Annotated in this window: 22 protein-coding genes; 12 read left to right on the top strand and 10 right to left on the bottom strand. The window is 72.3% G+C overall.

What is annotated here, in order from left to right; genetic code table 11:
• Positions 1–104 precede the first annotated feature (104 nt).
• A complete protein-coding gene (locus tag ACWCPY_RS07595; protein ID WP_451263408.1) occupies positions 105–1,028 on the bottom strand; it encodes a rhomboid family intramembrane serine protease in 924 nt (307 codons plus the stop codon).
• 164 nt (positions 1,029–1,192) lie between these two features.
• On the opposite strand from ACWCPY_RS07595, the gene ACWCPY_RS07590 reads away from it, so the two are divergent.
• The 3 genes from ACWCPY_RS07590 to ACWCPY_RS07580 all read left to right on the top strand — a co-directional run bounded on the left by ACWCPY_RS07590 (position 1,193) and on the right by ACWCPY_RS07580 (position 3,088).
• Positions 1,193–1,939: a vWA domain-containing protein gene (locus tag ACWCPY_RS07590; RefSeq protein WP_451263407.1), complete on the top strand. Its 747-nt coding sequence runs from the start codon at positions 1,193–1,195 to the stop codon at positions 1,937–1,939.
• Positions 1,936–2,499 (top strand): HutD/Ves family protein, encoded by a 564-nt coding sequence (locus tag ACWCPY_RS07585; protein WP_451263406.1) that lies wholly within the window; start codon positions 1,936–1,938, stop codon positions 2,497–2,499. The genes ACWCPY_RS07590 and ACWCPY_RS07585 overlap by 4 nt, the downstream gene beginning before the upstream one ends.
• A gap of 88 nt (positions 2,500–2,587) precedes the next feature.
• On the top strand, positions 2,588–3,088 hold the full coding sequence (locus ACWCPY_RS07580; protein WP_451263405.1) for a pyridoxamine 5'-phosphate oxidase family protein: 501 nt from the start codon (positions 2,588–2,590) through the stop codon (positions 3,086–3,088).
• 9 nt (positions 3,089–3,097) lie between these two features.
• Here ACWCPY_RS07580 and ACWCPY_RS07575 read toward each other — a convergent pair whose 3' ends face one another.
• The 3 genes from ACWCPY_RS07575 to ACWCPY_RS07565 are packed head-to-tail and all read right to left on the bottom strand — an operon-like array spanning position 3,098 to position 6,110.
• Positions 3,098–4,087, bottom strand: a complete 990-nt coding sequence (locus ACWCPY_RS07575; RefSeq protein WP_451263404.1) for an acyl-CoA dehydrogenase family protein — start codon at positions 4,085–4,087, stop codon at positions 3,098–3,100.
• Entirely contained in the window at positions 4,087–5,232 is a 1,146-nt protein-coding gene (locus tag ACWCPY_RS07570; protein WP_451263403.1) for an acyl-CoA dehydrogenase family protein, read from the bottom strand. The genes ACWCPY_RS07575 and ACWCPY_RS07570 overlap by 1 nt, the downstream gene beginning before the upstream one ends.
• A complete protein-coding gene (locus tag ACWCPY_RS07565; protein ID WP_451263402.1) occupies positions 5,232–6,110 on the bottom strand; it encodes an enoyl-CoA hydratase in 879 nt (292 codons plus the stop codon). The genes ACWCPY_RS07570 and ACWCPY_RS07565 overlap by 1 nt, the downstream gene beginning before the upstream one ends.
• Before the next feature lie 94 nt (positions 6,111–6,204).
• Here ACWCPY_RS07565 and ACWCPY_RS07560 point away from each other — a divergent pair, with 94 nt between their 5' ends.
• From ACWCPY_RS07560 to ACWCPY_RS07540, 5 genes are all read left to right on the top strand, one after another.
• On the top strand, positions 6,205–6,987 hold the full coding sequence (locus ACWCPY_RS07560; RefSeq protein ID WP_451263400.1) for an SDR family oxidoreductase: 783 nt from the start codon (positions 6,205–6,207) through the stop codon (positions 6,985–6,987).
• A gap of 45 nt (positions 6,988–7,032) precedes the next feature.
• Positions 7,033–7,644, top strand: a complete 612-nt coding sequence (locus tag ACWCPY_RS07555; protein WP_451263399.1) for a TetR/AcrR family transcriptional regulator — start codon at positions 7,033–7,035, stop codon at positions 7,642–7,644.
• Between the two features lie 31 nt (positions 7,645–7,675).
• Positions 7,676–8,833, top strand: coding sequence for an acetyl-CoA C-acetyltransferase (locus ACWCPY_RS07550; protein WP_451263398.1), 1,158 nt, complete (start codon positions 7,676–7,678; stop codon positions 8,831–8,833).
• A gap of 335 nt (positions 8,834–9,168) precedes the next feature.
• Complete coding sequence (locus ACWCPY_RS07545; RefSeq protein WP_003969786.1) at positions 9,169–9,372, top strand: cold-shock protein; 204 nt, start codon at positions 9,169–9,171, stop codon at positions 9,370–9,372.
• A 214-nt stretch (positions 9,373–9,586) separates the two neighbouring features.
• Positions 9,587–11,257, top strand: a complete 1,671-nt coding sequence (locus ACWCPY_RS07540; protein WP_451263397.1) for a DEAD/DEAH box helicase — start codon at positions 9,587–9,589, stop codon at positions 11,255–11,257.
• A gap of 52 nt (positions 11,258–11,309) precedes the next feature.
• Here the strand turns inward: ACWCPY_RS07540 and ACWCPY_RS07535 are convergent, their stop codons facing one another.
• From ACWCPY_RS07535 to ACWCPY_RS07520, 4 genes are read right to left on the bottom strand one after another with little or no spacing between them, the layout of a single operon-like run.
• Positions 11,310–12,380: an NAD(P)H-dependent flavin oxidoreductase gene (locus ACWCPY_RS07535; protein WP_451263396.1), complete on the bottom strand. Its 1,071-nt coding sequence runs from the start codon at positions 12,378–12,380 to the stop codon at positions 11,310–11,312.
• Positions 12,380–13,135: a CoA-transferase subunit beta gene (locus tag ACWCPY_RS07530; RefSeq protein ID WP_451263395.1), complete on the bottom strand. Its 756-nt coding sequence runs from the start codon at positions 13,133–13,135 to the stop codon at positions 12,380–12,382. Before ACWCPY_RS07530 ends, ACWCPY_RS07535 begins: the two co-directional genes overlap by 1 nt.
• Positions 13,132–14,001 (bottom strand): CoA transferase subunit A, encoded by an 870-nt coding sequence (locus ACWCPY_RS07525; protein ID WP_451263394.1) that lies wholly within the window; start codon positions 13,999–14,001, stop codon positions 13,132–13,134. Before ACWCPY_RS07525 ends, ACWCPY_RS07530 begins: the two co-directional genes overlap by 4 nt.
• 2 nt (positions 14,002–14,003) lie before the next feature.
• Positions 14,004–14,747, bottom strand: a complete 744-nt coding sequence (locus ACWCPY_RS07520; RefSeq protein ID WP_451263393.1) for an enoyl-CoA hydratase family protein — start codon at positions 14,745–14,747, stop codon at positions 14,004–14,006.
• Positions 14,748–14,845: 98 nt separating this feature from the next.
• Here ACWCPY_RS07520 and ACWCPY_RS07515 point away from each other — a divergent pair, with 98 nt between their 5' ends.
• Both ACWCPY_RS07515 and ACWCPY_RS07510 read left to right on the top strand, forming a co-directional pair.
• On the top strand, positions 14,846–15,757 hold the full coding sequence (locus ACWCPY_RS07515; protein WP_451263392.1) for an SDR family oxidoreductase: 912 nt from the start codon (positions 14,846–14,848) through the stop codon (positions 15,755–15,757).
• Positions 15,758–16,013: 256 nt separating this feature from the next.
• A complete protein-coding gene (locus ACWCPY_RS07510) occupies positions 16,014–17,273 on the top strand; it encodes an NADH:flavin oxidoreductase (RefSeq protein WP_451263391.1) in 1,260 nt (419 codons plus the stop codon).
• A 46-nt stretch (positions 17,274–17,319) separates the two neighbouring features.
• Here the strand turns inward: ACWCPY_RS07510 and ACWCPY_RS07505 are convergent, their stop codons facing one another.
• The gene (locus ACWCPY_RS07505; protein WP_451263390.1) at positions 17,320–18,240 is read right to left on the bottom strand and encodes a hypothetical protein; all 921 of its coding nucleotides are present in this window, start codon (positions 18,238–18,240) and stop codon (positions 17,320–17,322) included.
• 244 nt (positions 18,241–18,484) lie between these two features.
• Between ACWCPY_RS07505 and ACWCPY_RS07500 the strand changes: the two genes are divergently transcribed.
• Positions 18,485–19,261 carry a S1 family peptidase gene (locus ACWCPY_RS07500; protein ID WP_451263389.1) on the top strand — a complete coding sequence of 259 codons (777 nt, stop codon included), beginning with the start codon at positions 18,485–18,487 and terminating at the stop codon, positions 19,259–19,261.
• Between the two features lie 24 nt (positions 19,262–19,285).
• On the opposite strand, the gene ACWCPY_RS07495 is transcribed toward ACWCPY_RS07500, so the two are convergent.
• Positions 19,286–21,091, bottom strand: coding sequence for a glycoside hydrolase family 35 protein (locus ACWCPY_RS07495; RefSeq protein ID WP_451263388.1), 1,806 nt, complete (start codon positions 21,089–21,091; stop codon positions 19,286–19,288).
• 232 nt (positions 21,092–21,323) lie between these two features.
• Here ACWCPY_RS07495 and ACWCPY_RS07490 point away from each other — a divergent pair, with 232 nt between their 5' ends.
• Positions 21,324–22,217 carry a helix-turn-helix domain-containing protein gene (locus tag ACWCPY_RS07490; RefSeq protein ID WP_451263387.1) on the top strand — a complete coding sequence of 298 codons (894 nt, stop codon included), beginning with the start codon at positions 21,324–21,326 and terminating at the stop codon, positions 22,215–22,217.
• Positions 22,218–22,219: the final 2 nt, after the last annotated feature.

Here is a 22,219-nt window from a genome sequence, read left to right as displayed (position 1 = left end):
CCCGCACAACGGCGTGCGGAACTGAACGCGGCGCCTGCCCGTCCCCGACCGGACGATTCGGCAGGCGCCGTGGCGCGTCCGGGGCCGGTCCGGCCGGCCCCGGCTCAGCCGGTCAGCGCGGAGGTCTTGAGCACCACCAGCAGCACCAGCACGGCGAACACCACCACACCCGCGGCGGCCTGGACCGTCGTACGGCGCTTCGCCGGGGCGTAGGCGTACGCGACGGTGACGGCGCCGCCCGTCAGCAGCCCGCCCAAGTGGCCCTGCCACGAGGCGAACCCGGCCGAGATCAGCATCCAGATCAGAAAGCCGGCCATGAACCGGTTCACCGCCCGCATGTCGCGGCCCAGCCGCCGGTTGATGACGTAGAACGCCGCCCCGAGACCGAAGATCGCACCCGAGGCGCCCACCGTGCCGTCCGACGGCGCGATCAGGTACACCAGCACCGAACCGCCCAGCGCGGACAGCAGGTACAGCGCGAGATAACGGGCCCGGCCCAGCTGCTCCTCCACGACCCGGCCCAGGTTCCACAGCGCGTACATGTTGAACAGGATGTGCAGCACCCCGAACGGCAGCGGTCCGAAGGACGATCCGTCCGGCGGGAGATGGAGAAAGGCCCCGGTCAGCAGCCGGTACCACTCGCCGCCCACCACCCCGACCACCTCGAAGCCGGGATAGTCCCCGGCCTCGTAGACGTACTGGCCGCCGTCCGGGCCGGTCAGCCCCGCACCGAGCATCGCGAACCGGTCGATGATCCCCGGGCGGATCAACTCGCCCAGGTACGCGGCGATGTTGAGGCCCATCAGCGCATACGTGACGAGCGGCACCGCGGACCGCGCGACCGTGCCGCCGAACACCGTGCGCGCCCGGCGGACCGAACGCTGCCCCTCCTTCACGCACTCCACGCAGTGGTGGCCGACCGCGGCCTCACGCATGCAGTCGGGGCAGATGAAGCGTTCGCAGCGGGTGCAGCTGACATACGTCTCGTACGACGGATGGCGGTAACAGGTGGTGACCGCTGCCTCCACGGCAGGCTCCTTCACATGAGCGGACCCGAGCGGCCGGTGGGGCGGCGGCAGATCAAGATACGGCGGCAGATCAAGATAGCGAACGCCGCCTGCCACGGGCATGCCCGGGTGGCTTACGCTCACGGTTCCGGCAGGTACGACACCCCGAGGATCGGAGAGCCCGCATGGCCGGTACGTCCGTCGCCGCCGCAGGTCCGGCCATCAGCCTCCGCAAGATGGAGGAGAGCGCCCCCGCGCTGGTCAGCCTCTACAAGAGCGCCGCGGTCTCGCTGACCAAGCACCGCATGAGCGGCGAGCGCGCCGCGGTCTATCTGGTGCTCGACTACTCCGGCTCCATGCGGGAGTACTACAAGGACGGCAGCGTCCAGGCACTCGCGGACCGGGTGCTGGGACTCTCCGCCCATCTGGACGACGACGGCCGCGTCCCCCTCGTCCTCTTCTCCACCGAGGTCGACGCCGTCACCGACATAGCCCTGGACAACCACCGCGGCCGGGTCGACGCCGTGGTGGCGGGCCTCGGGCACATGGGGAAGACCAGTTACCACCTGGCCATGGACGCCGTCATCGACCACTACATCGACAGCGGCTCCACCGCGCCCGCGCTCGTCGTCTTCCAGACGGACGGCGGCCCGATCAGCAAGCACGCCGCGGAACGCTATCTCTGCAAGGCGGCGAAGCTTCCCCTGTTCTGGCAGTTCATCGGCTTCGGCAACAAGCGGAGCAACCAGTTCGACTTCCTGCGCAAGCTCGACGAACTGGCCGTGCCCGCCAAGCGCGCCGTCGACAACGCCGGCTTCTTCCACGCCGGCCCCGACCCGCGGCAGGTCCCGGACGCCGAGCTGTACGACCGGCTCGTCGCCGAATTCCCGCAGTGGCTGGCCGCGGCCAGGGCCCAGGGGATCGTCAAGTGACGGCGCGGGTGCTGCGGGCGGCCGACCGTACGGCCACGCCCTGGAAGAACGGTGGTGGAGTCACCCGGGAGATCGCGGCACATCCCGAGGGCGCGCCGCTGGACGCCTTCGACTGGCGGGTCAGCCTCGCCGATGTGACCGAGGACGGGCCGTTCTCCGCGTTCCCCGGCGTCGACCGGACCCTGACCGTGGTCGAGGGCGCCGGGATGGATCTCCTGGTGGGCGGCGAGCACCACATCGTCGACGAGCCGTACTGGCCGCACGACTTCCCCGGTGACCCGGCGACCGACGGCAGGCTCCTCGGCGGCCCGGTCGTGAACGTCAACGTCATGTGCCGCAGGGGGCGGACGGCCGCGGCGGTCGCGGTGGTGCGCGGCACCGTCCGGCCGGCGGCGCCCCCGGGCGGGGCGGTCCTGGCCGTCGCGCTGGAGGACGGCGCGGTGCTCGACGGCACGGACGTCGTACTCGGCCGTTACGACGCGCTGCTGACGCGGGAGGAGGCGCCGGGCGTGCTGCGGACCCATGGCTGGGCCCTGCTGATCACCCTGTCGGCCGGATGACGACGGGCACCGGGCCGCCTCGCCGCCGATCGGATGCGGCCCATGAAACCGGACAGAGGATGTCGGGATTCCCGGGTTCCATGGACGCATGACATCGAGTTCCTGGGAAGGGTTCCGCTCGGCGGAGCCGGCCTTCGCCGACACCGTCCGGACCCGCTTCGAGCAGTACCGGCACCACGTCCTGGCGACGTTGCGCAAGGACGGATCCCCGCGCGTCACCGGGCTGGAGGTGGACTTCCGCTTCGGCGAACTGTGGCTCGGCATGATGCCGGACTCGCGCAAGGCACTGGACCTGCGCCGCGATCCGCGGTTCGCGGTGCACGCCAACCCCGGACCCGACGCCGCGATGGCCGACGGCGACGTACGGGTCTGCGGCCGCGCCGTGGAGGAGACCGACCCCGCGGTCCTGGCCCGCTTCATCGAGGAGGCGAAGCCGCCCGAGCCCTTCCACCTCTTCCGCGCGCGGCTCCAGGAGGTGGTCCGCACCTCCCTGGACGCGGAGGAAGTGGTGCTCCAGGTGTGGCGGCCCGGCGAGCCGGTGCGCGAGATCCGCCGGACCGGGGACGGCAGTCCCCCGTACGAGAAGTAGGGCCTCTCGTCAGGGCCCGGCCAGCACCCGTGCCCGGCACGCCCCCGGCGTCCCCCACGCATCGCGCAGCGGGCGTGCCTTGAGCAGCCACAGCGACAGGTCCAGCTCCTGTGTGTAGCCCACCGCCCCGTGCAACTGCAGCGCGGTCCGCGCCGCCGCGTACCCCGCCTCGCCCGCCGCCACCTTGGCCGCCGCCACCGCCGCCCCGGGGTCCGGTGCGTCCCCGGCGAGCGCGAGCGCCGCCCCGTACAGCAGCGGGCGGGCGAACTCCAGCCCGATCAGGGTGTCCGCGAGGCGGTGCTTGACCGCCTGGAAGGAACCGATGGCCGTGCCGAACTGGGTGCGCTGTTTCACGTATCCGACCGTGGTACGCAGCAGTGTCTCGCCCGCGCCGAGCGCCTGGGCGGCCGTCGCGAACGCCGCCCACCGGGCGGCCGTCTCCGCCGCCCGTGCCACCCGGGCCCCCGAGGCGAGCAGCTCTCCGCCCGGCCCGGGGCGCAGCAGCCGGCGGGCCGGGTCGGACGAGACGCTCAGCTCCCCGGGGCCCGGCGCCAGCCGCAGTTCGTCGCCGCTCACCGTGAACACGGCGTCCACCGCGTCCGCGTCCAGCGCGTACGGCCCGTACTCCGCCACCCGCAGCGTCGCCGATGCCGCGCCGGACGCCAGCCGGGGCAGCCACTCCTTGGCCGCGGGCCCGCCCACGTCCGCCAGCAGCACCGCCGCCGCGACCGTCTCCACCACCGGCCCCGGCACCACGTGCCGCCCCAACTCGGTGAACGCGACCGCGAGTTCGACCGGCAGCGGGCCGACGCCCTCGTACGCCTCCGGCACCGCGAGGGCGAAGACCCCCGCCCCCGCCAGCCGCGCCCACAGCTCCATGCCCGGTCCGTGGTCCCCGGCGGCCCAGGCCCGCACCACCGAAGGGGTGTCCGCGGCGGTCAGCATCGCGTCCAGCGAACGGGCGAACTCCCGCTGCTCGTCGTCGAGGAGGAAACGCATCAGCGCCGTCCCTTCGGCAGGCCGAGCAGCCGCTCGGCGATGATGTCGCGCTGGATCTCGTTCGTACCGGCGTAGACGGGGCCCGCGAGGGAGAAGACGTACCCCTCGGCCCACTCGGACTCGGCGAGTTCCGCGTCCGGGCCCAGCAGATCGAGCGCGGTCTCGTGCAGCGCGATGTCGTACTCGGACCAGAACACCTTGTTCAGGCTGGACTCCGCGCCGATGACCGCCCCGGCGGCGAAGCGGGACGCGTTGGCGCAGGTGAAGAGCTGGTACGCGCGCGCCCCGATCACCGCGTCCGCCACCCGGTCCCGCAGCGCCGTGTCCGACGGGTCGCCGTGGGTGCGCCGGAGCGCGGCCAGCCGGTCGGCGGCGGCCAGGAAGCGGCCGGGGGAGCGGAGCGTCAGCCCGCGCTCGTTGCCCGTTGTCGACATGGCGATACGCCAGCCCTCGCCGGGCTCCCCGATGACGTCCTCGTCCGGCACGAACACCTCGTCCAGGAACAGCTCGGCGAAGGCCGGCTTGCCGTCGAGCCGGCCGATCGGCCGGACCGAGACCCCCGGCGCCGACAGGCCGAACATCAGATACGTCAGCCCCTGGTGCGGCTTGGCCGCACCGGGATCGGTACGGAAGATGCCGAACGCCCGGTCCGCGAAGGCGGCCCGGGAGGACCAGGTCTTCTGCCCCGAGAGCAGCCAGCCGCCGTCCGTGCGCACCGCCCGCGAACGCAGCGACGCCAGGTCCGAGCCCGCCTCCGGCTCGGACCAGGCCTGCGCCCAGATCACCTCACCGCTCGCCATCGACGGCAGGACCCGGGCCCGCTGCTCGTCCGTGGCGTGGTCGAAGAGTGTGGGGGCGAGGAGGTTGATGCCGTTCTGCGAGACCCGGCCGGGACCGCCCGCCGCGTAGTACTCCTCCTCGAAGATCAGCCACCGGAAGATGTCGACGCCCCGGCCGCCGTACTCGGCCGGCCAGGAGACCACCGACCAGCGGTCCGCGTACAGCCTCGCCTCCCACTCCCGGTGCGCGGCGAAGCCCTCGGCGGTCTCCAGCGAGGGCAGCGGCGCGGCGGGCACGTTGGCGCGCAGCCACCGGCGCGCCTCGTCCCGGAACGCCGCCTCCTCGGCCGTCCACGACAGGTCCATCAGCCGTCCGCCTTCTTCTTCATCGCGGCGATGTCCATGCCGCCGAGCGGGTCGGCCGCCGTCTCCGCGTTGTGGGCGTGGGCGAGGTGGTGCAGCCCGAAGACCGAGTCCATCCCGGTGTGCATCCCCTGAAGGTCCTCGGCCTGGTTGACCGCGCGCTTGGTGAGGGCCAGCCCGAGCCGCGGCATCGCGGCGATCCGCAGCGCCAACTCATCCGTGCGATAGGCGAGTTCGGCCCGCTCCACCACCTTGTTCACCATGCCGACCTCGTACGCCCGGCGGGCGCTCATCCGGTCGCCGGTGTACAGGAACTCCTTCGCGATCCGGGGCGGCATCACCCACGGGTGCGCGAAGTACTCGACGCCGGGGATGCCCATCCGCACCACCGGATCGGCGAAGAAGGCGTCCTCGCTCGCCACGATCAGGTCGCAGACCCAGGCGAGCATCAGCCCGCCGGCCACGCAGGCGCCCTGGACGGAGGCGATGACCGGCTTCGGCAGCTCGCGCCACCGCCTGCACATGCCCAGATAGACCTCCGACTCACGGGCGAAGCGGCTCTCCGCGCCGGCCTTGTCGGAGTGGTCCCACCACAGGCCCGCCCGGCGCTCGAAGGGCAGATGCGCGTCGCGTCCGGGTGTGCCGATGTCGTGGCCCGCCGAGAAGTGCTCCCCGGCACCCGCCAGCACGGCCACCTTGACCTCGGAGTCCTCGGCGGCCCGGTAGAACGCGTCGTCCAGGGCGTAGGTCATGGCCGAGTTCTGGGCGTTGCGGTAGCGCGGGCGGTTCAGCGTGAGGTACGCGACCGGGCCGCGGCGCTCGTACAGCACCGGGCCGCCCCGGTGGTCGTCGTCGGCGGAGGCGTCATGGGCAGAGGGCATCGGCTCATCCTTCCCTAACAAGTGTTTGGTAGGTTAACGTACGGGCACGAGCACCGTCGAGGATCCGAAGGTCCGGGACCGAGGAGGCACGGGCGTGAGCGCACCGCAGTACGTATCCGGACACGGGCTGCTGGCCGGCCGCACCGCCGTCGTCACCGCGGCCGCCGGGGCCGGCATCGGCGGCGCCACCGCCCGCAGGTTCCTGGAGGAGGGCGCCCGCGTCGTCATCGGCGACGCGCACGCCCGCAGGCTCAAGGAGACCGAGCAGGCGTTCGCCGAGGAGTTCGGCGCGGACCGCGTCGCCGCACTGCCCTGCGACGTCACCGACGAGACCCAGGTCCAGGCACTGTTCGCGCTCGCCGAACGGACCCACGGCGGACTCGACATCGTCGTCAACAACGCCGGACTCGGCGGCACCGCCGCACTCACCGAGATGACCGACGAACAGTGGACCAAGGTCCTCGACGTCACCCTGAACGGCACCTTCCGCTGCACCCGGACCGCCCTGCGCTCACTGCGGGCGGCGGGCCGCGGCGGCATCGTCGTCAACAACGCCTCCGTCGTCGGCTGGCGCGCCCAGAGCGGCCAGGCCCACTACGCCGCCGCGAAGGCGGGCGTCATGGCGCTCACCCGGTGCGCCGCGGTCGAGGCCGCCGAGTACGGCGTACGCGTCAACGCCGTCGCGCCCAGCCTCGCCATGCACCCGCACCTGGTGAAGGTCACCTCCGCCGAACTCCTCGACGAACTGACCGCGAAGGAGGCGTTCGGCCGGTACGCCGAGCCGTGGGAGGTCGCCAACGTCATCGTCTTCCTCGCCAGCGACTACTCCTCGTACCTGACCGGCGAGGTCGTCTCCGTCAGCAGTCAGCGTGCCTGACCGCGGAGCGGCCGGCCGGGCGGCGGCCGGGCGGAGAATGGTCGGGTGCCTACCAAGAAGAAGCCCCAGGTGACCCCCTCGCCCGAGCGGCGCCGCGAACTGCTCGCCACCGCCGCCGAGGTCTTCGCCGCCCAGGGATACAACGCCACCACCGTCCGCAAGATCGCGGACGAGGCCGGGATGCTCGCGGGCAGCCTCTACTACCACTTCGATTCCAAGGAATCGATGATCGACGAGATCCTCTCGACCTTCCTCACCGAACTCTGGGAGGGGTACGACACGGTCCTCGCCGCCGGGCTGGCCCCCAGGCAGACCATCGAGGCACTCGTCACCGAGTCCTTCCGGGAGATCGACCGGCACCGCGCCGCGGTCGCCATCTACCAGAAGGAGTCCCGGCAGCTGGCCGCCCAGCCGCGCTTCCAGTACCTCGTCGACTCCCAGCAGAAGTTCGAGAAGGCCTGGCTCGGCACGCTGGAACGCGGCGTCGCCGACCACAGCTTCCGCGCCGACCTCGACATCCGTCTGACCTACCGCTTCGTCCGCGACACCGTCTGGGTCGCGGCGTCCTGGTACCGGCCGGGCGGACTGCACAGCCCCGAGGAGATCGCCCGCCAGTACCTCTCGATGGTCCTGGACGGCATCGCCCTCGACACCTGACCCCACCCGCGCTCACCAAGGAGCAGCAGACATGGCCGAGGCATACATAGTCGAAGCGGTACGTACCCCGGTCGGGCGGCGCGGCGGAGGCCTCGGCGCCGTCCACCCCGCCGACCTCGGCGCCCATGTCATCAAGGCCCTCGTGGAACGGAGCGGGATCGATCCGGCCGCCGTCGAGGACGTGGTCTTCGGCTGCCTCGACACCGTGGGACCGCAGGCCGGCGACATCGCCCGCACCTGCTGGCTGGCGGCCGGACTGCCCGAGGAGGTCCCCGGCGTGACCGTCGACCGCCAGTGCGGCTCCTCCCAGCAGGCCCTGCACTTCGCAGCCCAGGGCGTCCTCTCCGGCACCCAGGACCTGGTCGTCGCGGGCGGCACCCAGTCCATGACCCAGATCCCCATCGCCTTCGCCTCCCGCCAGGCCGCCGAACCCCTCGGGCTGACGGACGGCCCGTACGCGGGCAGCGCGGGATGGCGCGCCCGGTACGGCGACGCGCCGGTCAACCAGTTCCACGGCGCCCAGCTGATCGCCGAGAAGTGGGACATCAGCCGTCAGGACATGGAGGAGTTCGCGCTCCGCTCCCACCGGCGGGCGATCCGCGCCATCGACGAGGGGCGCTTCGCGCGCGAGACCGTCGCCCTCGGTGACGTCACCACCGACGAGGGGCCGCGCCGCGACACCACCCCGGAGAAGATGGCGGCGCTGAAGCCGGTCCTGGACGGCGGCACGATCACCGCCGCGTGCTCCTCGCAGATCTCCGACGGCGCCGCTGCCCTGCTCATCGCCTCCGAGCGCGCCGTGGCCGAGCACGGCCTCACCCCGCGCGCCCGCGTCCACCATCTCTCGGTGCGCGGCGAGGACCCGATCCGCATGCTGTCGGCACCGATCCCGGCCACCGCGTACGCGCTGAAGAAGACCGGAATGACCATCGACGACATGGACCTGGTCGAGATCAACGAGGCGTTCGCCCCCGTCGTGCTGGCCTGGCTGAAGGAGACCGGGGCCGACCCCGGACGGGTCAACGTCAACGGCGGCGGAATCGCGCTCGGTCACCCGCTCGGCGCAACCGGAGCGAAATTGATGACGACTCTGCTGCACGAACTGGAGCGCACCAAGGGCCGGTACGGACTCCAGACCATGTGCGAGGGCGGCGGTCAGGCGAATGTGACGATCATCGAACGGCTCTGACCCCGGACCCGGCCGGACACGGTCACCGAAGCGCTCCGACACCGGTCGCGACAACGAATCCGGCGGTGTTCCGGGACGGCTCCCGACCAGTTGCCGCAAGGGCCCGGGCAAGAATCCGCCGGTCGGTCCGCGGCGCGTCCCCGCCGCGGACCGACGGAACGTGCTACGGTTGCCGAGTTGCAGTTTTGGTACCCATGAACTTTATGTGCGCCTGACGGGAATGCTTCCTCAGGCGCATTATTGTTTTCCGGCTTTCTCCGGATGGGGCTCAATGCGGCGACTTGGAATTCGTAAAGTGCGGATTTCCGGCACTGCACCTCTTTTAGGAGAATGACATGGCTACTGGAACCGTGAAGTGGTTCAACTCGGAAAAGGGCTTCGGCTTCATCGAGCAGGACGGCGGCGGCGCCGACGTCTTCGCCCACTACTCCAACATCGCCACCTCGGGCTTCCGTGAGCTCCAGGAGGGCCAGAAGGTCTCCTTCGACGTCACGCAGGGCCAGAAGGGCCCGCAGGCGGAGAACATCGTCCCGGCCTAATCGCCGGACGCGTACCTCGCAGCCGGGGCCCGCACCGTGAAGGTGCGGGTCCCGGCTTGTGCTGTCCCCAGGACATGGCGAACACGTACGCCCGCCCACAGGGCTCCCCAGCAGCCCCAGCAGTCCCACGCAGTCCCAGCAGTCCCACGGAGTTCTCAGGAATCCCCAGGGCTTCCCGGGACTCCTCAGGAATCCCCCAGGAGGGCAATTCCGTATGACCCGCTCCGAACGCCAGGACCGACCCGCCCGCAACCGCCCGTCGAGGGGGCGCGGCACGGCCCCGGCAAAGGCAACCGCTAAGGGTTCCGGCAAGGGATCCGGCAAGGCGTCGCCCCGTCGCAGGGCCACGCCGCCGCAGGGCGAATTCGCCCTGCCGGAAACCATGACCCCCGCACTGCCCGCCGTAGAGGCGTTCGCCGAGCTGGACATGCCCGCAGCCCTGCTGAAGACCCTTGCCGCGCAGGGCGTCACCGATCCGTTCCCGATCCAGGGCGCCACCCTGCCGAACTCGCTCGCCGGCCGGGACATCCTCGGCCGCGGCCGCACCGGCTCCGGCAAGACCCTCGCCTTCGGCCTCGCCCTGCTGGCCCGCACCGCCGGACGGCGCGCCGAGCCGAAGGCGCCGCTGGCACTCGTCCTCGTCCCGACCCGCGAACTCGCCCAGCAGGTCACCGACGCGCTGACCCCGTACGCGACGTCCGTGAACCTGCGCCTGGCCACCGTCGTCGGCGGCATGTCGATCACCAAGCAGTCCGGCACGCTCCGCCGCGGCGCCGAGGTGCTCGTCGCCACCCCCGGCCGGCTGAAGGACCTCATCGAGCGCGGTGACTGCCGCCTCGACCAGGTCGCCATCACCGTCCTCGACGAGGCCGACCAGATGGCCGACATGGGCTTCATGCCGCAGGTCGTCGCCCTGCTCAAGCAGGTCGAGCCGGACGGCCAGCGGATGCTGTTCTCCGCGACGCTCGACAAGAACATCGACCGGCTGGTCAAGATGTTCCTGACCGACCCGGTCGTGCACTCCGTCGACCCGTCGGCCGGTGCCGTCACCACCATGGAGCACCACGTGCTCCATGTGATCGACGAGACCGACAAGAAGGCCGTCGCCACGAAGATCGCCGCCCGGGACGGCCGGGTGATCATGTTCGTGGACACGAAGCGGGCCGCCGACCGGTTCGCCAAGCGGCTGCTCGCCAGCGGTGTACGGGCCGCCGCCCTGCACGGCGGGCGCTCGCAGCCGCAGCGCAACCGGACCCTGGACCAGTTCAAGAACGGCCAGGTCACCGCACTGGTGGCGACGAACGTGGCGGCCCGGGGCATCCATGTCGACGACCTCGACCTGGTCGTGAACGTGGACCCGCCGACCGACCACAAGGACTACCTCCACCGCGGTGGGCGCACCGCGCGCGCCGGGGAGTCCGGCAGCGTCGTCACCCTGGTGCTGCCCGAGGAGAAGCGGGAGATGACCCGGCTCATGGCCGACGCGGGCATCGCCCCGCGGACCACCCGGATCAAGTCCAGCGACGAGGAGCTCACCCGGATCACCGGGGCACGTGAGCCGTCCGGTGTCGCGGTCGTCATCGAGGTTCCGCAGCCGACCCCGCCGAAGCAGCGCACGCGCTCGGGCTCGGCCGCGGCGGGCGGCACCGGCTTCCGCTCGGGCAGCCGCGGCCGGGGCCGCCGCGGTGGCGCCGGACAGGGCGGCGGCGAGGCCCGCGCCGCGGGTACGGGCGGCGCGTCGCGAGGCGCGGGCTCGGGTGCTGCTTCGCGCGGTGCCGGTGCGGCCGGCGGCCGGGGCAACGGCGAGTCGCGCGGCGCGGGTGCCGGGCGCTCCGGGGCCGGCCGCGGCGGCGCGGCGGCGGGACGTGGCCGCAGGGCCGCGTAGCCGTAGGGACACACGGCGGACAGGGCGGCGCCCGGAGAGATCCGGGCGCCGCCTACGCGTCCGCGCCCTCGGTCCGCTCCGCGCGGACCACCTCGCCCAGCGCCTCATGGGCCTGGGCCATCACCCGGTCCACCAGCTCCGCACAGCTGGGCAGATCCTCGATCAGGCCCGCCACCTGGCCCGATGCCATCACCCCCAGATCCGTCCGGCCGTCGACCATGGACGCCTTCAGCAGCATCGGTGTGTTGGCCGCCAGCAGGACCTGGCTCCACGACAGATCCTTGCCGTGCTTCATGGCGAGACCGTCGCGCACCATCCGGGACCAGCTCAGCCCGGAGATCCGCCGGAAGCCCGACGCCTGGCGCACCGCCTGGGCCAGCGCCCGGATCCGGCCCGCGTGCTCCAGCGCGGCGACCATCTCCGTACGCAGCATCCGGTGCGGGAGCCCGTCCACCGCCGTGGTGAGCGTGATGTCCTTGACGCCCGCCGCCAGATAGCGGGCCTTCACCGCGTCCGGCACGGTCGAGTCCGAGGTCAGCAGGAACCGCGTACCCATCGCGATGCCCGCCGCCCCGAACGCCAGCGCCGCGACCAGGCCCCGGCCGTCGCGGAAGCCGCCCGCCGCGATCACCGGGATGTCCACCGCGTCCACGACCTGGGGCAGCAGCACCGTGGTCGCCACCTCGCCGGTGTGCCCGCCGCCCTCGCCCCCCTGCACGATCACCGCGTCCGCGCCCCACGCCGCGACCTTCTCGGCATGACGCCGGGCGCCGATCGACGGGATCACGACCACTCCCGCGTCCTTCAGCTCGGCGATCAGCTCCTTCGAGGGGGCCAGCGCGAAGGACGCCACCTTCACGCCCTCGTCGATGATGATCCGTACCCGCTCGCGCGCGTCGCCCGCGTCGGCGCGCAGATTGACGCCGAACGGCTCGTCCGTGCGGGACTTGACCTCCCGCACCGCCGCCCGCAGCTGCTCGGCGGTCATCGTCGCGGAGGCCAGGATGCCGAGGGCGCCGGCGCGGGCCGTGGCGGAGACCAGGCGGGGGCCCGCCACCCAGCCCATGCCGGTCTGGACGATGGGGTGGCGGACGCCGACCAGTTCCGTGAGTGCCGTCCGCATCAGACCCTGACCTCGCGGTCCCGGGTGCCGTGCGGGTCGATGACCTCGCGGATCAGGGACAGCTCCGCGGCGGTCGGCTCCCGGGTGCACGGGACGTCGTCCGCGATCACGAGGTCGAAACCGGTGGCCTCGCGGACCTGGTCGACGGTGACGCCGGGGTGCAGCGAGGCCAGCCGCATCGAATGGTCCGGGGTCGCGAAGTCGAGGACGCAGAGATCGGTCACGACGCGCGGGATGCGGTGGTACCGGGCGGCCGACGGGCCGGCCGCCGCCGCACTGTCGTAGCCGACCCCGCAGATCACGTCGACCCGCTCGACGAAGACCCGGGTGGAGTGCCGGGGGATCCAGTAACTGACCGGATTGTTCAGGGTGTTGACCGGTGCGCCGCGCACGCCGAGCAGCTGGCGGGACGGCTGCTCCCAGTCGCCGATGCAGGAGATGTTCTGGTTGCCGAACCGGTCGATCTGGCTCGCCCCCATCATCACGTGGCGCCTGCCGCCGGTGACCATGGCGAGGTGCTGGCGGTAGGGCAGCCAGCCCTCCGTCGTGCCGTCCGGGCCGACGAGCAGTGCCTCGCCGTCGGTGAGCAGCAGATCGGGCGAGAAGGTGCGCCTGGCCAGCCGGGCGCCGACGGACGGGACGAGGCCCATCGGGCTGGCGAGCACCTCGCCGTTGTCGCGCCAGGCGTCGGCGCAGGCGATCACGCAGTACTCGGCCCGGGTGGCGGCGGTCGCGGTCGCGTTCTCCATGGTCATTTCTGCTCCTCGTGCCAGGTCCGGACGGCCGACCAGTAGCTCTTCTCGTCGCCCTCGGGGGGCAGGAAACGCGCACTGAAGGCCGCCCAGGCCCCGGGGTCGGCGGCGGCGCTCGCGTACGCCTTCTGGAATGCCTCGTCGCGCGGGTGGTCGGGCACGCAGGAGGTGAAGTGCGCGCCGTTCGGGGTCTCGACGACACCGGTGACGGAGTGCCGCTTGACGAGCAGGGTCTGCGGGGCGGCGTCCGCGGTCAGCTCGGCGGTGTCCACGAGGCGCTCGCAGGAGACGTACGCGGTGTCCGCGGCCTCGCAGAAGAGGTCGTCGAAGTACGGGTCGGGGCCGAGGTACTGGCCGTTGCCGAATTGGTCGGCGCGGTTCATGTGGACCAGCGCGGCGTCCATCCGCAGCGCGGGCATCGCGACGAACTCCTCGCCGTCCTCGTACGGCGAAACGACCGTGCGCAGGCCCGGGTTGACCCGCATCACGTCGGAACCGATGCCGGCGCGCACCGGGAGGAACGGCAGCCGGTTCGCGGCGGCGTGCAGCCCCCACATGAACATCGCCTCGTCGATCTCCGTCAGCTCGAACGCGCCACGCTGGCGGGCGGCCCTGAAGTGGGGTTCGAGCGGGACCGAGTCGAGCGTGACGAAGGCCGCGACCAGTTTGCGGATCCGGCCGGCGGCGGCGAGCAGGCCCACGTCGGGTCCGCCGTACGAGATCACGGTGAGATCGGTGACCGGGGAGCGGAGCAGTGCCCGCACCAGCGCCATGGGCTTGCGGCGCGAGCCCCAGCCGCCGATACCGATCGTCATCCCGCTGCTGAGCCGGGAGACGACGTCGTCGACGGTCATGGTCTTGTCGGTCATGGTCATGCCTCCTTGCCGAAGGTTCCGCGTACCCGGTCGGCGACTCCGCTGAGATTGGCCTCGAAGGTGAAGCCCTGCTCGAAGCGGTAGCTGCGGCGTACGTCCACCGGGTCGATGCCGTTGATGGCGGCCTTGGCCAGCCGGATCAGATATCCGTCCTTGCGGGCTATCTCGCCCGCCAGTTCCAGTGCCGCGCCGAGGAGTTCCGCGCGCGGTACGACCTTCCAGACCGAGCCGTGGGCGTGCAGTTCGGCGGCGGTGGCGGTGCGCGAGGTGTAGTAGAGCGCGCGCATCAGATGCTGCGGCACGAGCCGGGCCAGATGGGTCGCCGCGCCGAGCGCGCCCCGGTCCAGCTCGGGCAGGCCGAACGTCGCGTCGTCGCTCGCCACGATCGCGTCCGCGTTGCCGACGAGGCCGATGCCGCCGCCGAGGCAGAAGCCGTTCACCGCGGCGACGACCGGGACCTCGCACTCGTACACGGCGGCGAACGCCTCGTAGCAGCCCCGGTTGGCGCCGATCAGGGCCTCGTGCCCGGTGTCGCGCTGCATCTCCTTGATGTCGACGCCCGCGTTGAACCCGCGTCCGGCGGCGGCCAGCACGACGCAGCCGACCTCGGGATCGCGGCCCGCCGCGCGGAGCGCGTCGGCGAGCTCGTACCAGCCCCGCACGGGAAGCGCGTTGACGGGCGGGTGGTCGACCGTGACGAGCCGGATGCCCTTGCCGGGGCTTGTGGTGGAGACACCCATGAGCGAATCAGCTACCTTTCCACCAAACGTTTGTTAGGTGTGGAAGGTAGCAGCCTGCCCCCGCATCGCCAACAAGGAGACGAGTAGGGAGACGAGTGATGACTGGTCTGTGCGACGGCCGCGTGGTGGCCGTGACGGGCGCGGGGCGCGGACTCGGCCGCGCCCATGCGCTCGCCTTCGCCGCCGAGGGCGCGAAGGTGGTCGTCAACGATCTGGGGGTCGGCCCCGGCGGTGACGGCGGCTGTGACGGCCCGGCCCGGCAGGTGGTGGACGAGATCGTGGCGGCGGGCGGCGAGGCGGTCGCGCACGGGGGCGACATCGCCACGACCGAGGGGGCCGCGTCACTGGTCACGACCGCGCTGGAGAGCTTCGGGCGGCTGGACACCCTGGTCAACAACGCGGGATTCCTGCGCGACCGGATGCTGGTGAATCTGGACGAGGACGGCTGGGACGCCGTGATGCGGGTCCATCTCAAGGGTCACTTCCTGCCGCTGAGGCACGCGGCCGCGCACTGGCGGGCCGAGGCGAAGGCGGGGCGCGCGCCGGCCGCCCGGGTGATCAACACCAGCTCCGGCGCGGGACTGCTCGGCAGCGTCGGCCAGGGCAACTACTCCGCCGCGAAGGCCGGGATCGTCGGCCTGACCCTGGTCGCCGCCGCGGAGCTGGGCCGGTACGGGATCCAGGTCAACGCGATCGCCCCGGCGGCCCGGACCCGGATGACCGAGCAGACCTTCGCGCAGGCGATGGCGGCGCCGGGGGAGGGCGGCTTCGACGCGATGGCCCCGGAGAACGTGTCCCCGCTGGTGGTGTGGCTCGGCTCGGCCGCGAGCGACGGGGTGAGCGGGCGGGTCTTCGAGGTGGAGGCGGGCCGGATCACCGTCATGGAGGGCTGGCGGCCCGGCCCCACCGCGGACCGGGGCGCGCGCTGGGAGCCCGTGGAGGCGGGGGAGGCGGCACGGAAGCTGCTGGCGCGGGCGGAGCCGGCGCAGCCGGTGTACGGGGCGGGATAGGGCGGCCGACCGCGTCCGGGCCCGCCGCCGGACGTGCCGTCGCGTCTGCGGCCGTCGGGTCGCCGCTCGCCGTGGGTGTCCGCGTTCCGGCCGTCGGGTCGCCGCTCGCCGTGCGGGTGTCCGCGTCCCCGATCGCCCGGTCGCCGCTCGCCCCGCGGCGCTCGCGTCCCCGGCCGTGCCGGGGGCGGGCCCCGTCGGGCCCCGTAGGGCCCCGCCGTACACGCCCACCGTCCACGCCCACCCACCGGAGACCGGCATGCCTTCACAGCACCCCGCCCCCGTACCGACCGCACCGGACCCCTTCGCGCCTGCCCGCCTGGGGCCCCTGACCCTCCGCAACCGCGTCATCAGGTCCGCCACCTTCGAGGGCGTGACACCCGACGGCCTGGTCACCGACGAACTGATCGCGTACCACCGCCGACCCGCCGCCGGGGGAGTGGGCATGACCACCGTCGCGTACTGCGCCGTCGCCCCCGAGGGCCGCACCGAGCGCCGTCAGATCTGGATGCGCCCCGAGGCCGTGCCGGGGCTGCGCCGGCTCACCGACGCCGTGCACCGCGAGGGCGCAGCGGTCAGCGCCCAGCTCGGCCACGCGGGCCCGGTCGCCGACGCGCGTTCCAACCGGCTCCCGGCACTCGCCCCCGGACGGTTCCTCAGCCCGCTCGGCATGCGGATGACACGGGCGGCGACCGCCGAGGACATCGCCCGGGTCGTCCGCGCCCACGCCACGGCCGCCCGACTGGCCGTCGAGTCCGGATTCGACGCGGTCGAACTGCACTTCGGCCACAACTACCTGGCCAGTTCCTTCCTCAGCCGCCGCCTCAACCACCGCGACGACGCCTACGGGGGCAGCCTCGCCAACCGTGCCAAGGTCGCACTCGGCATCGCCCGCGCCGTTCGCGACGAGGTCGGCGACACCGTCGCGATCACCGCCAAACTCAACATGGACGACGGGGTGCCCGGAGGTTTCTGGCTCGACGAAAGCCTTCGGGTCGCCCGCCGGCTCCAGGAGGACGGCACGGTCGACGCCCTCGAACTGACCGCCGGGAGTTCTCTGTTCAATCCGATGTATCTGTTCCGCGGCGACGCGCCGCTCACCGAGTTCGCCGCGGCCTTCCCCCGGCCGGCGCGTCTGGGCATACGCCTGGCCGGTGGCAGGTTCCTGCGTTCCTACCCCTACGAAGAGGCGTTCCTGCTGCCCTCGGCCCGTCAGTTCAGGGCCGCGCTGGGTCTTCCGCTGATCCTGCTCGGCGGCATCACCCGCCGGGCGACCGTCGAACAGGCCATGGCCGAGGGCTTCGAGTACGTGGCCATGGCCCGCGCCCTCCTGCGCGAACCGGATCTGGTGAACCGCATGAGGGAGCAGCCGGGGGTGCGTTCCCTGTGCATCCACTGCAACAAGTGCATGCCGACGATCTACACCGGTACCCATTGCCCCCTCGCCGGGCCCCCGCCCGGCCGCCCGCAGCGCCTCTCACCGACAGCGGCCGACGATCCCTTCCGCGCGACGGACTGACCCGGACGGAGGTCTCCGCCCCGTGCGCCGTCGCGGAACGCGGCGTTCAGGTCTCGCAGTCCAGGACGGTCCGGCACAGCCCGCACCGGGCCCGCACCCGGCCGCGTACCGGAACACGGATGCGCTGATGGCAGACCGGGCACGCGAACGACACCCGCAGCCCGTCCGGGCCGCCCTCGAAGGCGTACGGAACGCCGGGGGCGGCGGGGGTGTCCGGATGGTCCCGGGCGTGCCGCCGGTCCTTCGCGTAACGACGGCGGCCCGCCCAGCCCGCCGCGGCGAGCGGCGGCTGCCGGACGTCCTGGAGCGCCCGCGCGCGCCCTTTCTCGTACGCCGTGTACGCCTGCGGGCTGGTGAACCACGGCGACGGGTCCTCGTCGAAGGCCAGCGCCCGCTTGGCGAGGACGTACCCGAACTCCTCCGGGGTGAGATAGCCGAGCTTCTGGCTGGAGACCTGGTCCTCGCGGAAGGCGTCGAGCAGCAGCCAGCCCGCGCCCAGGTACGTGGTCACGGTGTCGGTGAGGATCTCGTTGTCCCGCGTACCGGGGAACTCCAGGCCCAGCCGGTGCAGCAGCACATGGGTGACCTCGTGCGAGAGCGCGGCGCCGATGTCCCTGCGGTGGGTGCGGAAGCGGTCGTTGAGTTCGACGAAGTACTCCGGCCCCGCGGCCAGTTCGACACCGGCGGCGTGCTCCATCGCCCGGAAGCCGACGATCATGCGGGCGTCCGGCAGATGCAGATGCCGGACCATCGCCCGCGCCACCCGCTGGGCGCCGAGATGCAGATCGTCCTGGTCGAAGAAGGCGGCGTCGACGGGGGCGAGGCTCGTCGCGTAGCCGCGGACGCCGTCGTACGAGAGCCGCCGGTAGAGCGCCGTGATCGCGGACCGGACCGTTTCGAGGTGCGGGAAACCGTGGACCACCGGGCTTCCGGTGCTCCGGCCGTCGTTCCGGCTGCCGTCCGCCACGTCCCATCCCCCGTCCGCGAGGCCCGACCGGATTTCACTGTAGCCGGAACGCCGTGGGTGATCTTGGCCGGAAAGTGATCCTTGTGGGGGTCGTGATCATTTCCCGATAATCCGAATCACGTCCTTGTCGGGGGCATGACCATCGGCGCGGTGCCGTACCGCCCGTGGTCAGAACCCGCCCGGGCGCGAACACTCCCCACAAGTACCCCCCCCACAAGCACCCCCCACGAAAGAAGGCAGTCCCTTGAAGCAGCTTCTGCGTGCCGTGAAGAGATGTTCCGTCATAGCCGCCGTCGTCCTCGCGGCCGTCAGCCTCCAGCCCGCCGGGGCCTCCGCGGCCCCCCAGCCGGTCGTCGGCGGAACGCGCGCCGCCCAGGGCGAATTCCCGTTCATGGTCCGGCTGTCCATGGGCTGCGGCGGCGCCCTCTACACCAAGGACATCGTCCTCACCGCCGCGCACTGCGTGGACGGCTCGGGCAACAACACCTCCATCACCGCCACCGCGGGCGTCGTCGACCTGCAGTCCTCCAGCGCGATCAAGGTCAAGTCCACCAAGGTCCTCCAGGCCCCCGGCTACAACGGCGCGGGCAAGGACTGGGCGCTCATCAAGCTCGCCAAGCCCATCGACCTGCCGACCCTGAAGATCGCCACCACCACCGCGTACAACAACGGCGACTTCACCATCGCCGGCTGGGGCGCGGCCACCGAGGGCGGCGCCCAGCAGCGCTACCTGCTCAAGGCCTCCGTGCCGTTCGTCTCCGACGCCGAGTGCCAGGCCGCGTACGGCGGCGACCTCGTCCCCGGCGACGAGATCTGTGCCGGGCTGATCGACACCGGCGGCGTCGACACCTGCCAGGGCGACTCCGGCGGCCCCATGTTCCGCAAGGACAACGCCGGAGCCTGGATCCAGGTGGGCATCGTCAGCTGGGGCCAGGGCTGCGCCGAGCCCGGCTACCCCGGCGTGTACAGCGAGGTCTCGACGTTCGCCGCCAACATCGCGTCCGCCGCGGCCACGCTCTGACCCCGGCCCCGGCCGGCACCTGAGTCACACCTGAACACCCCCGGGGGTGCCCGTCCGGACGGGCACCCCCGGACCCAGCTCCGCATACGGCGCGCCCGCGCCCTCCAGCTCCAGCACCCACACCTCGTTGACCCCCTCCCGCAGCACCGGCCCCGGCACATACAGCGTCCGCTGCGCGCCCACCGACCAGTAGCGGCCCAGGCCGAAGCCGTTCACCCACACGAAGCCGCGCGTCCAGCCCGGCAGTTCGAGCCCCGCGTGCCCGGTGCCCGCCACCCCGGAGACCTCGAACGTCCCCCGGAACAGCCCGGTCGCCCCGGCGCCCCCAACACCGCCGAACGCCACCTTCGCCACCGCGTCCGGCTCCTCGAACGCGTCCAGACGCAGCGCCCGCGCCCGCACCCCGTGCAGATACTGCCGCTCGTGCCGCACCCCGCCCGTGATCCCCTTGGGCTCACCGAGCCGCGGCCCGTAATTGACCCGGCCCAGCGACTCCACCCACAGCTCGACCTCCGCGGGCCCCGCCACCGGCTCGTCCAGGACGCTGTCCTCCTCGCTCAGCACACCCTCCCGGACCCCGTTCACATACACCACGGCCCGGTCCCGGAGCCCCGTCACACTCAGCTCGTACGGCCGGCGCGGACCGGGCACAGCCACCTGGTAGCGCACCAGACCCCGGTCGACCCCCAGCTCCTCGAAGGTCGGCGGCACACCGGACGGCGTCGTCTCCTCGTCGCCCAGCGCCTCCAGCACCGCATCCAGCGGCGCCCACTCCGTCAGCTCCGCCCGCACCCCGACCGCGAGCCCGACGGGCTCCGGCGGAAGCTCCGGAAGCGGCCCGTCCGCGTACTCGGCGAGCACCTCCCGGAACAGCCGGAACTTCTCCGTGGGACGGCCGTACTCGTCGATCGGCGCGTCGTAGTCGTACGACGTCACCGTCGGCAGGAAGTCCTGGTCCTGGACCGGACCGGACCGGTTCGCCCCCGCCCACCCGGCGAAGTTCGTCCCCCCGTGCGCCATGTAGATGTTCACCGACGCCCCGCACTCCAGGATCTCCCGCAGCGCCTCGGTGGCCTGCGCGGGCTTCCGCACGATCGGCTCGGCACCCCAGTGCTCGAACCACCCGCACCAGAACTCCATGCACATCAGGGGCCCCTTCGGCTGATGGCGGCGCAGCACCTCGAACGCCTCGCGCGCACCCGATCCGAAGTTCGCCGTGGCCAGCAGCCCCGGCACGGAACCGCCCGTGAGCATGTGGTCCTCCGGCCCGTCGGAGGTGAACAGCGGCACGGTCACCCCGCGCTCACGCAGCATCCCGGCCACCCGCCGCAGGTAGACCTGATCGGAGCCGAAACTCCCGTACTCGTTCTCCGCCTGGACCATGATCACCGGCCCGCCGCGGCTGATCTGCCGCTGCACCACCTGCGGCAGCAGCGCCGTGAACCACCGCTCCACGGCCCCCAGATACTCCGCGTCACGCGACCGCACCCGCCGCCCGAACCGCCCCGTCACCCACGCCGGCAGACCACCGTTCTCCCACTCGGCACAGATGTACGGCCCCGGACGGACGATCGCCCACAACCCGGCCCGCTGCGCCGCGTCCAGGAACCGGCCGAGCGCCGTCACGTCCCGGAACCGGCCCGGCCGCGGCTCGTGCAGATTCCACGGCACATACGTCTCGACACAGTTCAGCCCCATGGCACGCAGCATCGACAGCCGGTGATCCCACTGCGCCTCGTGCACCCGGAAGTAATGCAGGGCCCCCGACAGCAGCCGTACGGGCTTCCCGTCGAGCCGGAAGTGGTCGTCCCCCACGGTGAAGTCAGCCATCGTGCTCGTACTCTCCTGTGCGTGCGGTCCCCGGAGCCGCACGGCCCCGGGCCCGTACGACGGCACGCACCACGGAGCGGGCGAACCCGGGAGGAATCTTGCCTCCCAGCCTCTCCCCCTGGCGTCCTGCCGGTCCATGGACAAAGATCACTGCTGTTTGGACACAATTGTTCGGACCAACTGTCGGACCAACTGTTCGGATCAAAGCAAGAAAGGGGAGGAAGGAAGGCCGATGTACCACACCTGGATGCGTTTCTTCACCCCCAGCCCGCTCCACCACCGGCTGGGCCTCGTCTGCCTGGGCGTGGGACTCCAGCACGGCGCGCTGCCCACCGTCGGCCCGCGCACCCTGGACCACCACGTGGCCGTCGTCATCCACTCGGGCAGCGGCTGGTTCACCGGCCCCGACGGCCGCCGGATCCCCGTCACCGCGCCCAGCCTGATCTGGCTCACCCCCGGCACCCCGCACCACTACGGCGCCGACCCCGGCACCGGCTGGGACGAGAGCTTCGTCGACTTCACCGGCCCCGCCACCGCCACCTACACCGAACTCGGCTACATCGAGCCCGACCGCCCGCTCGTCCCGCTCGCCGACACCGCGGGCCCACGCGCCGCGATCGGCCGGATCGTACGCGCGGCACGGCGCGGCAACCCGCTCCTGGAGGTCGAGACCGGCGCCGCCGTCCACGAACTCCTCGTCGCCCTGCGCCGGGCCCGCGCCGATGTCAGCCCCGACGGCGACCCCGTCCTGCAGGCACTCGCCCGGGACGCCTTCCAGCCGCTGTCCGTCGCCGAGCACGCCGCCCGGCACGGCATGACACCCGCCGAGCTGCGTACGGCGGTACGACGGGGCGCCGGGTGCAGCCCCAAGGACTACCTCCTCGGCATCCGGCTCGGCCGCGCCAAGGAACTCCTCGCCGCCACGGAACTCCCGGTCGCCGCCGTCGCCCGACGCGTCGGCTACGACGACCCGGCGTACTTCTCCCGCCTCTTCGCCCGCCGGGTCGGCACCGCGCCCGTCCGCTTCCGCGAACAGCAGGGCCGCAACGTACCCGGCGGCTGGAGCGACCAGGTCCCGGACCCGGCCAACCCACCGACGATCACCCCGCCGGGCCCGGCCGTCTAAGC

The organism is Streptomyces sp. NPDC002403 (assembly GCF_053593015.1).
This window is presented reverse-complemented; position numbering and strand designations above follow the sequence as displayed.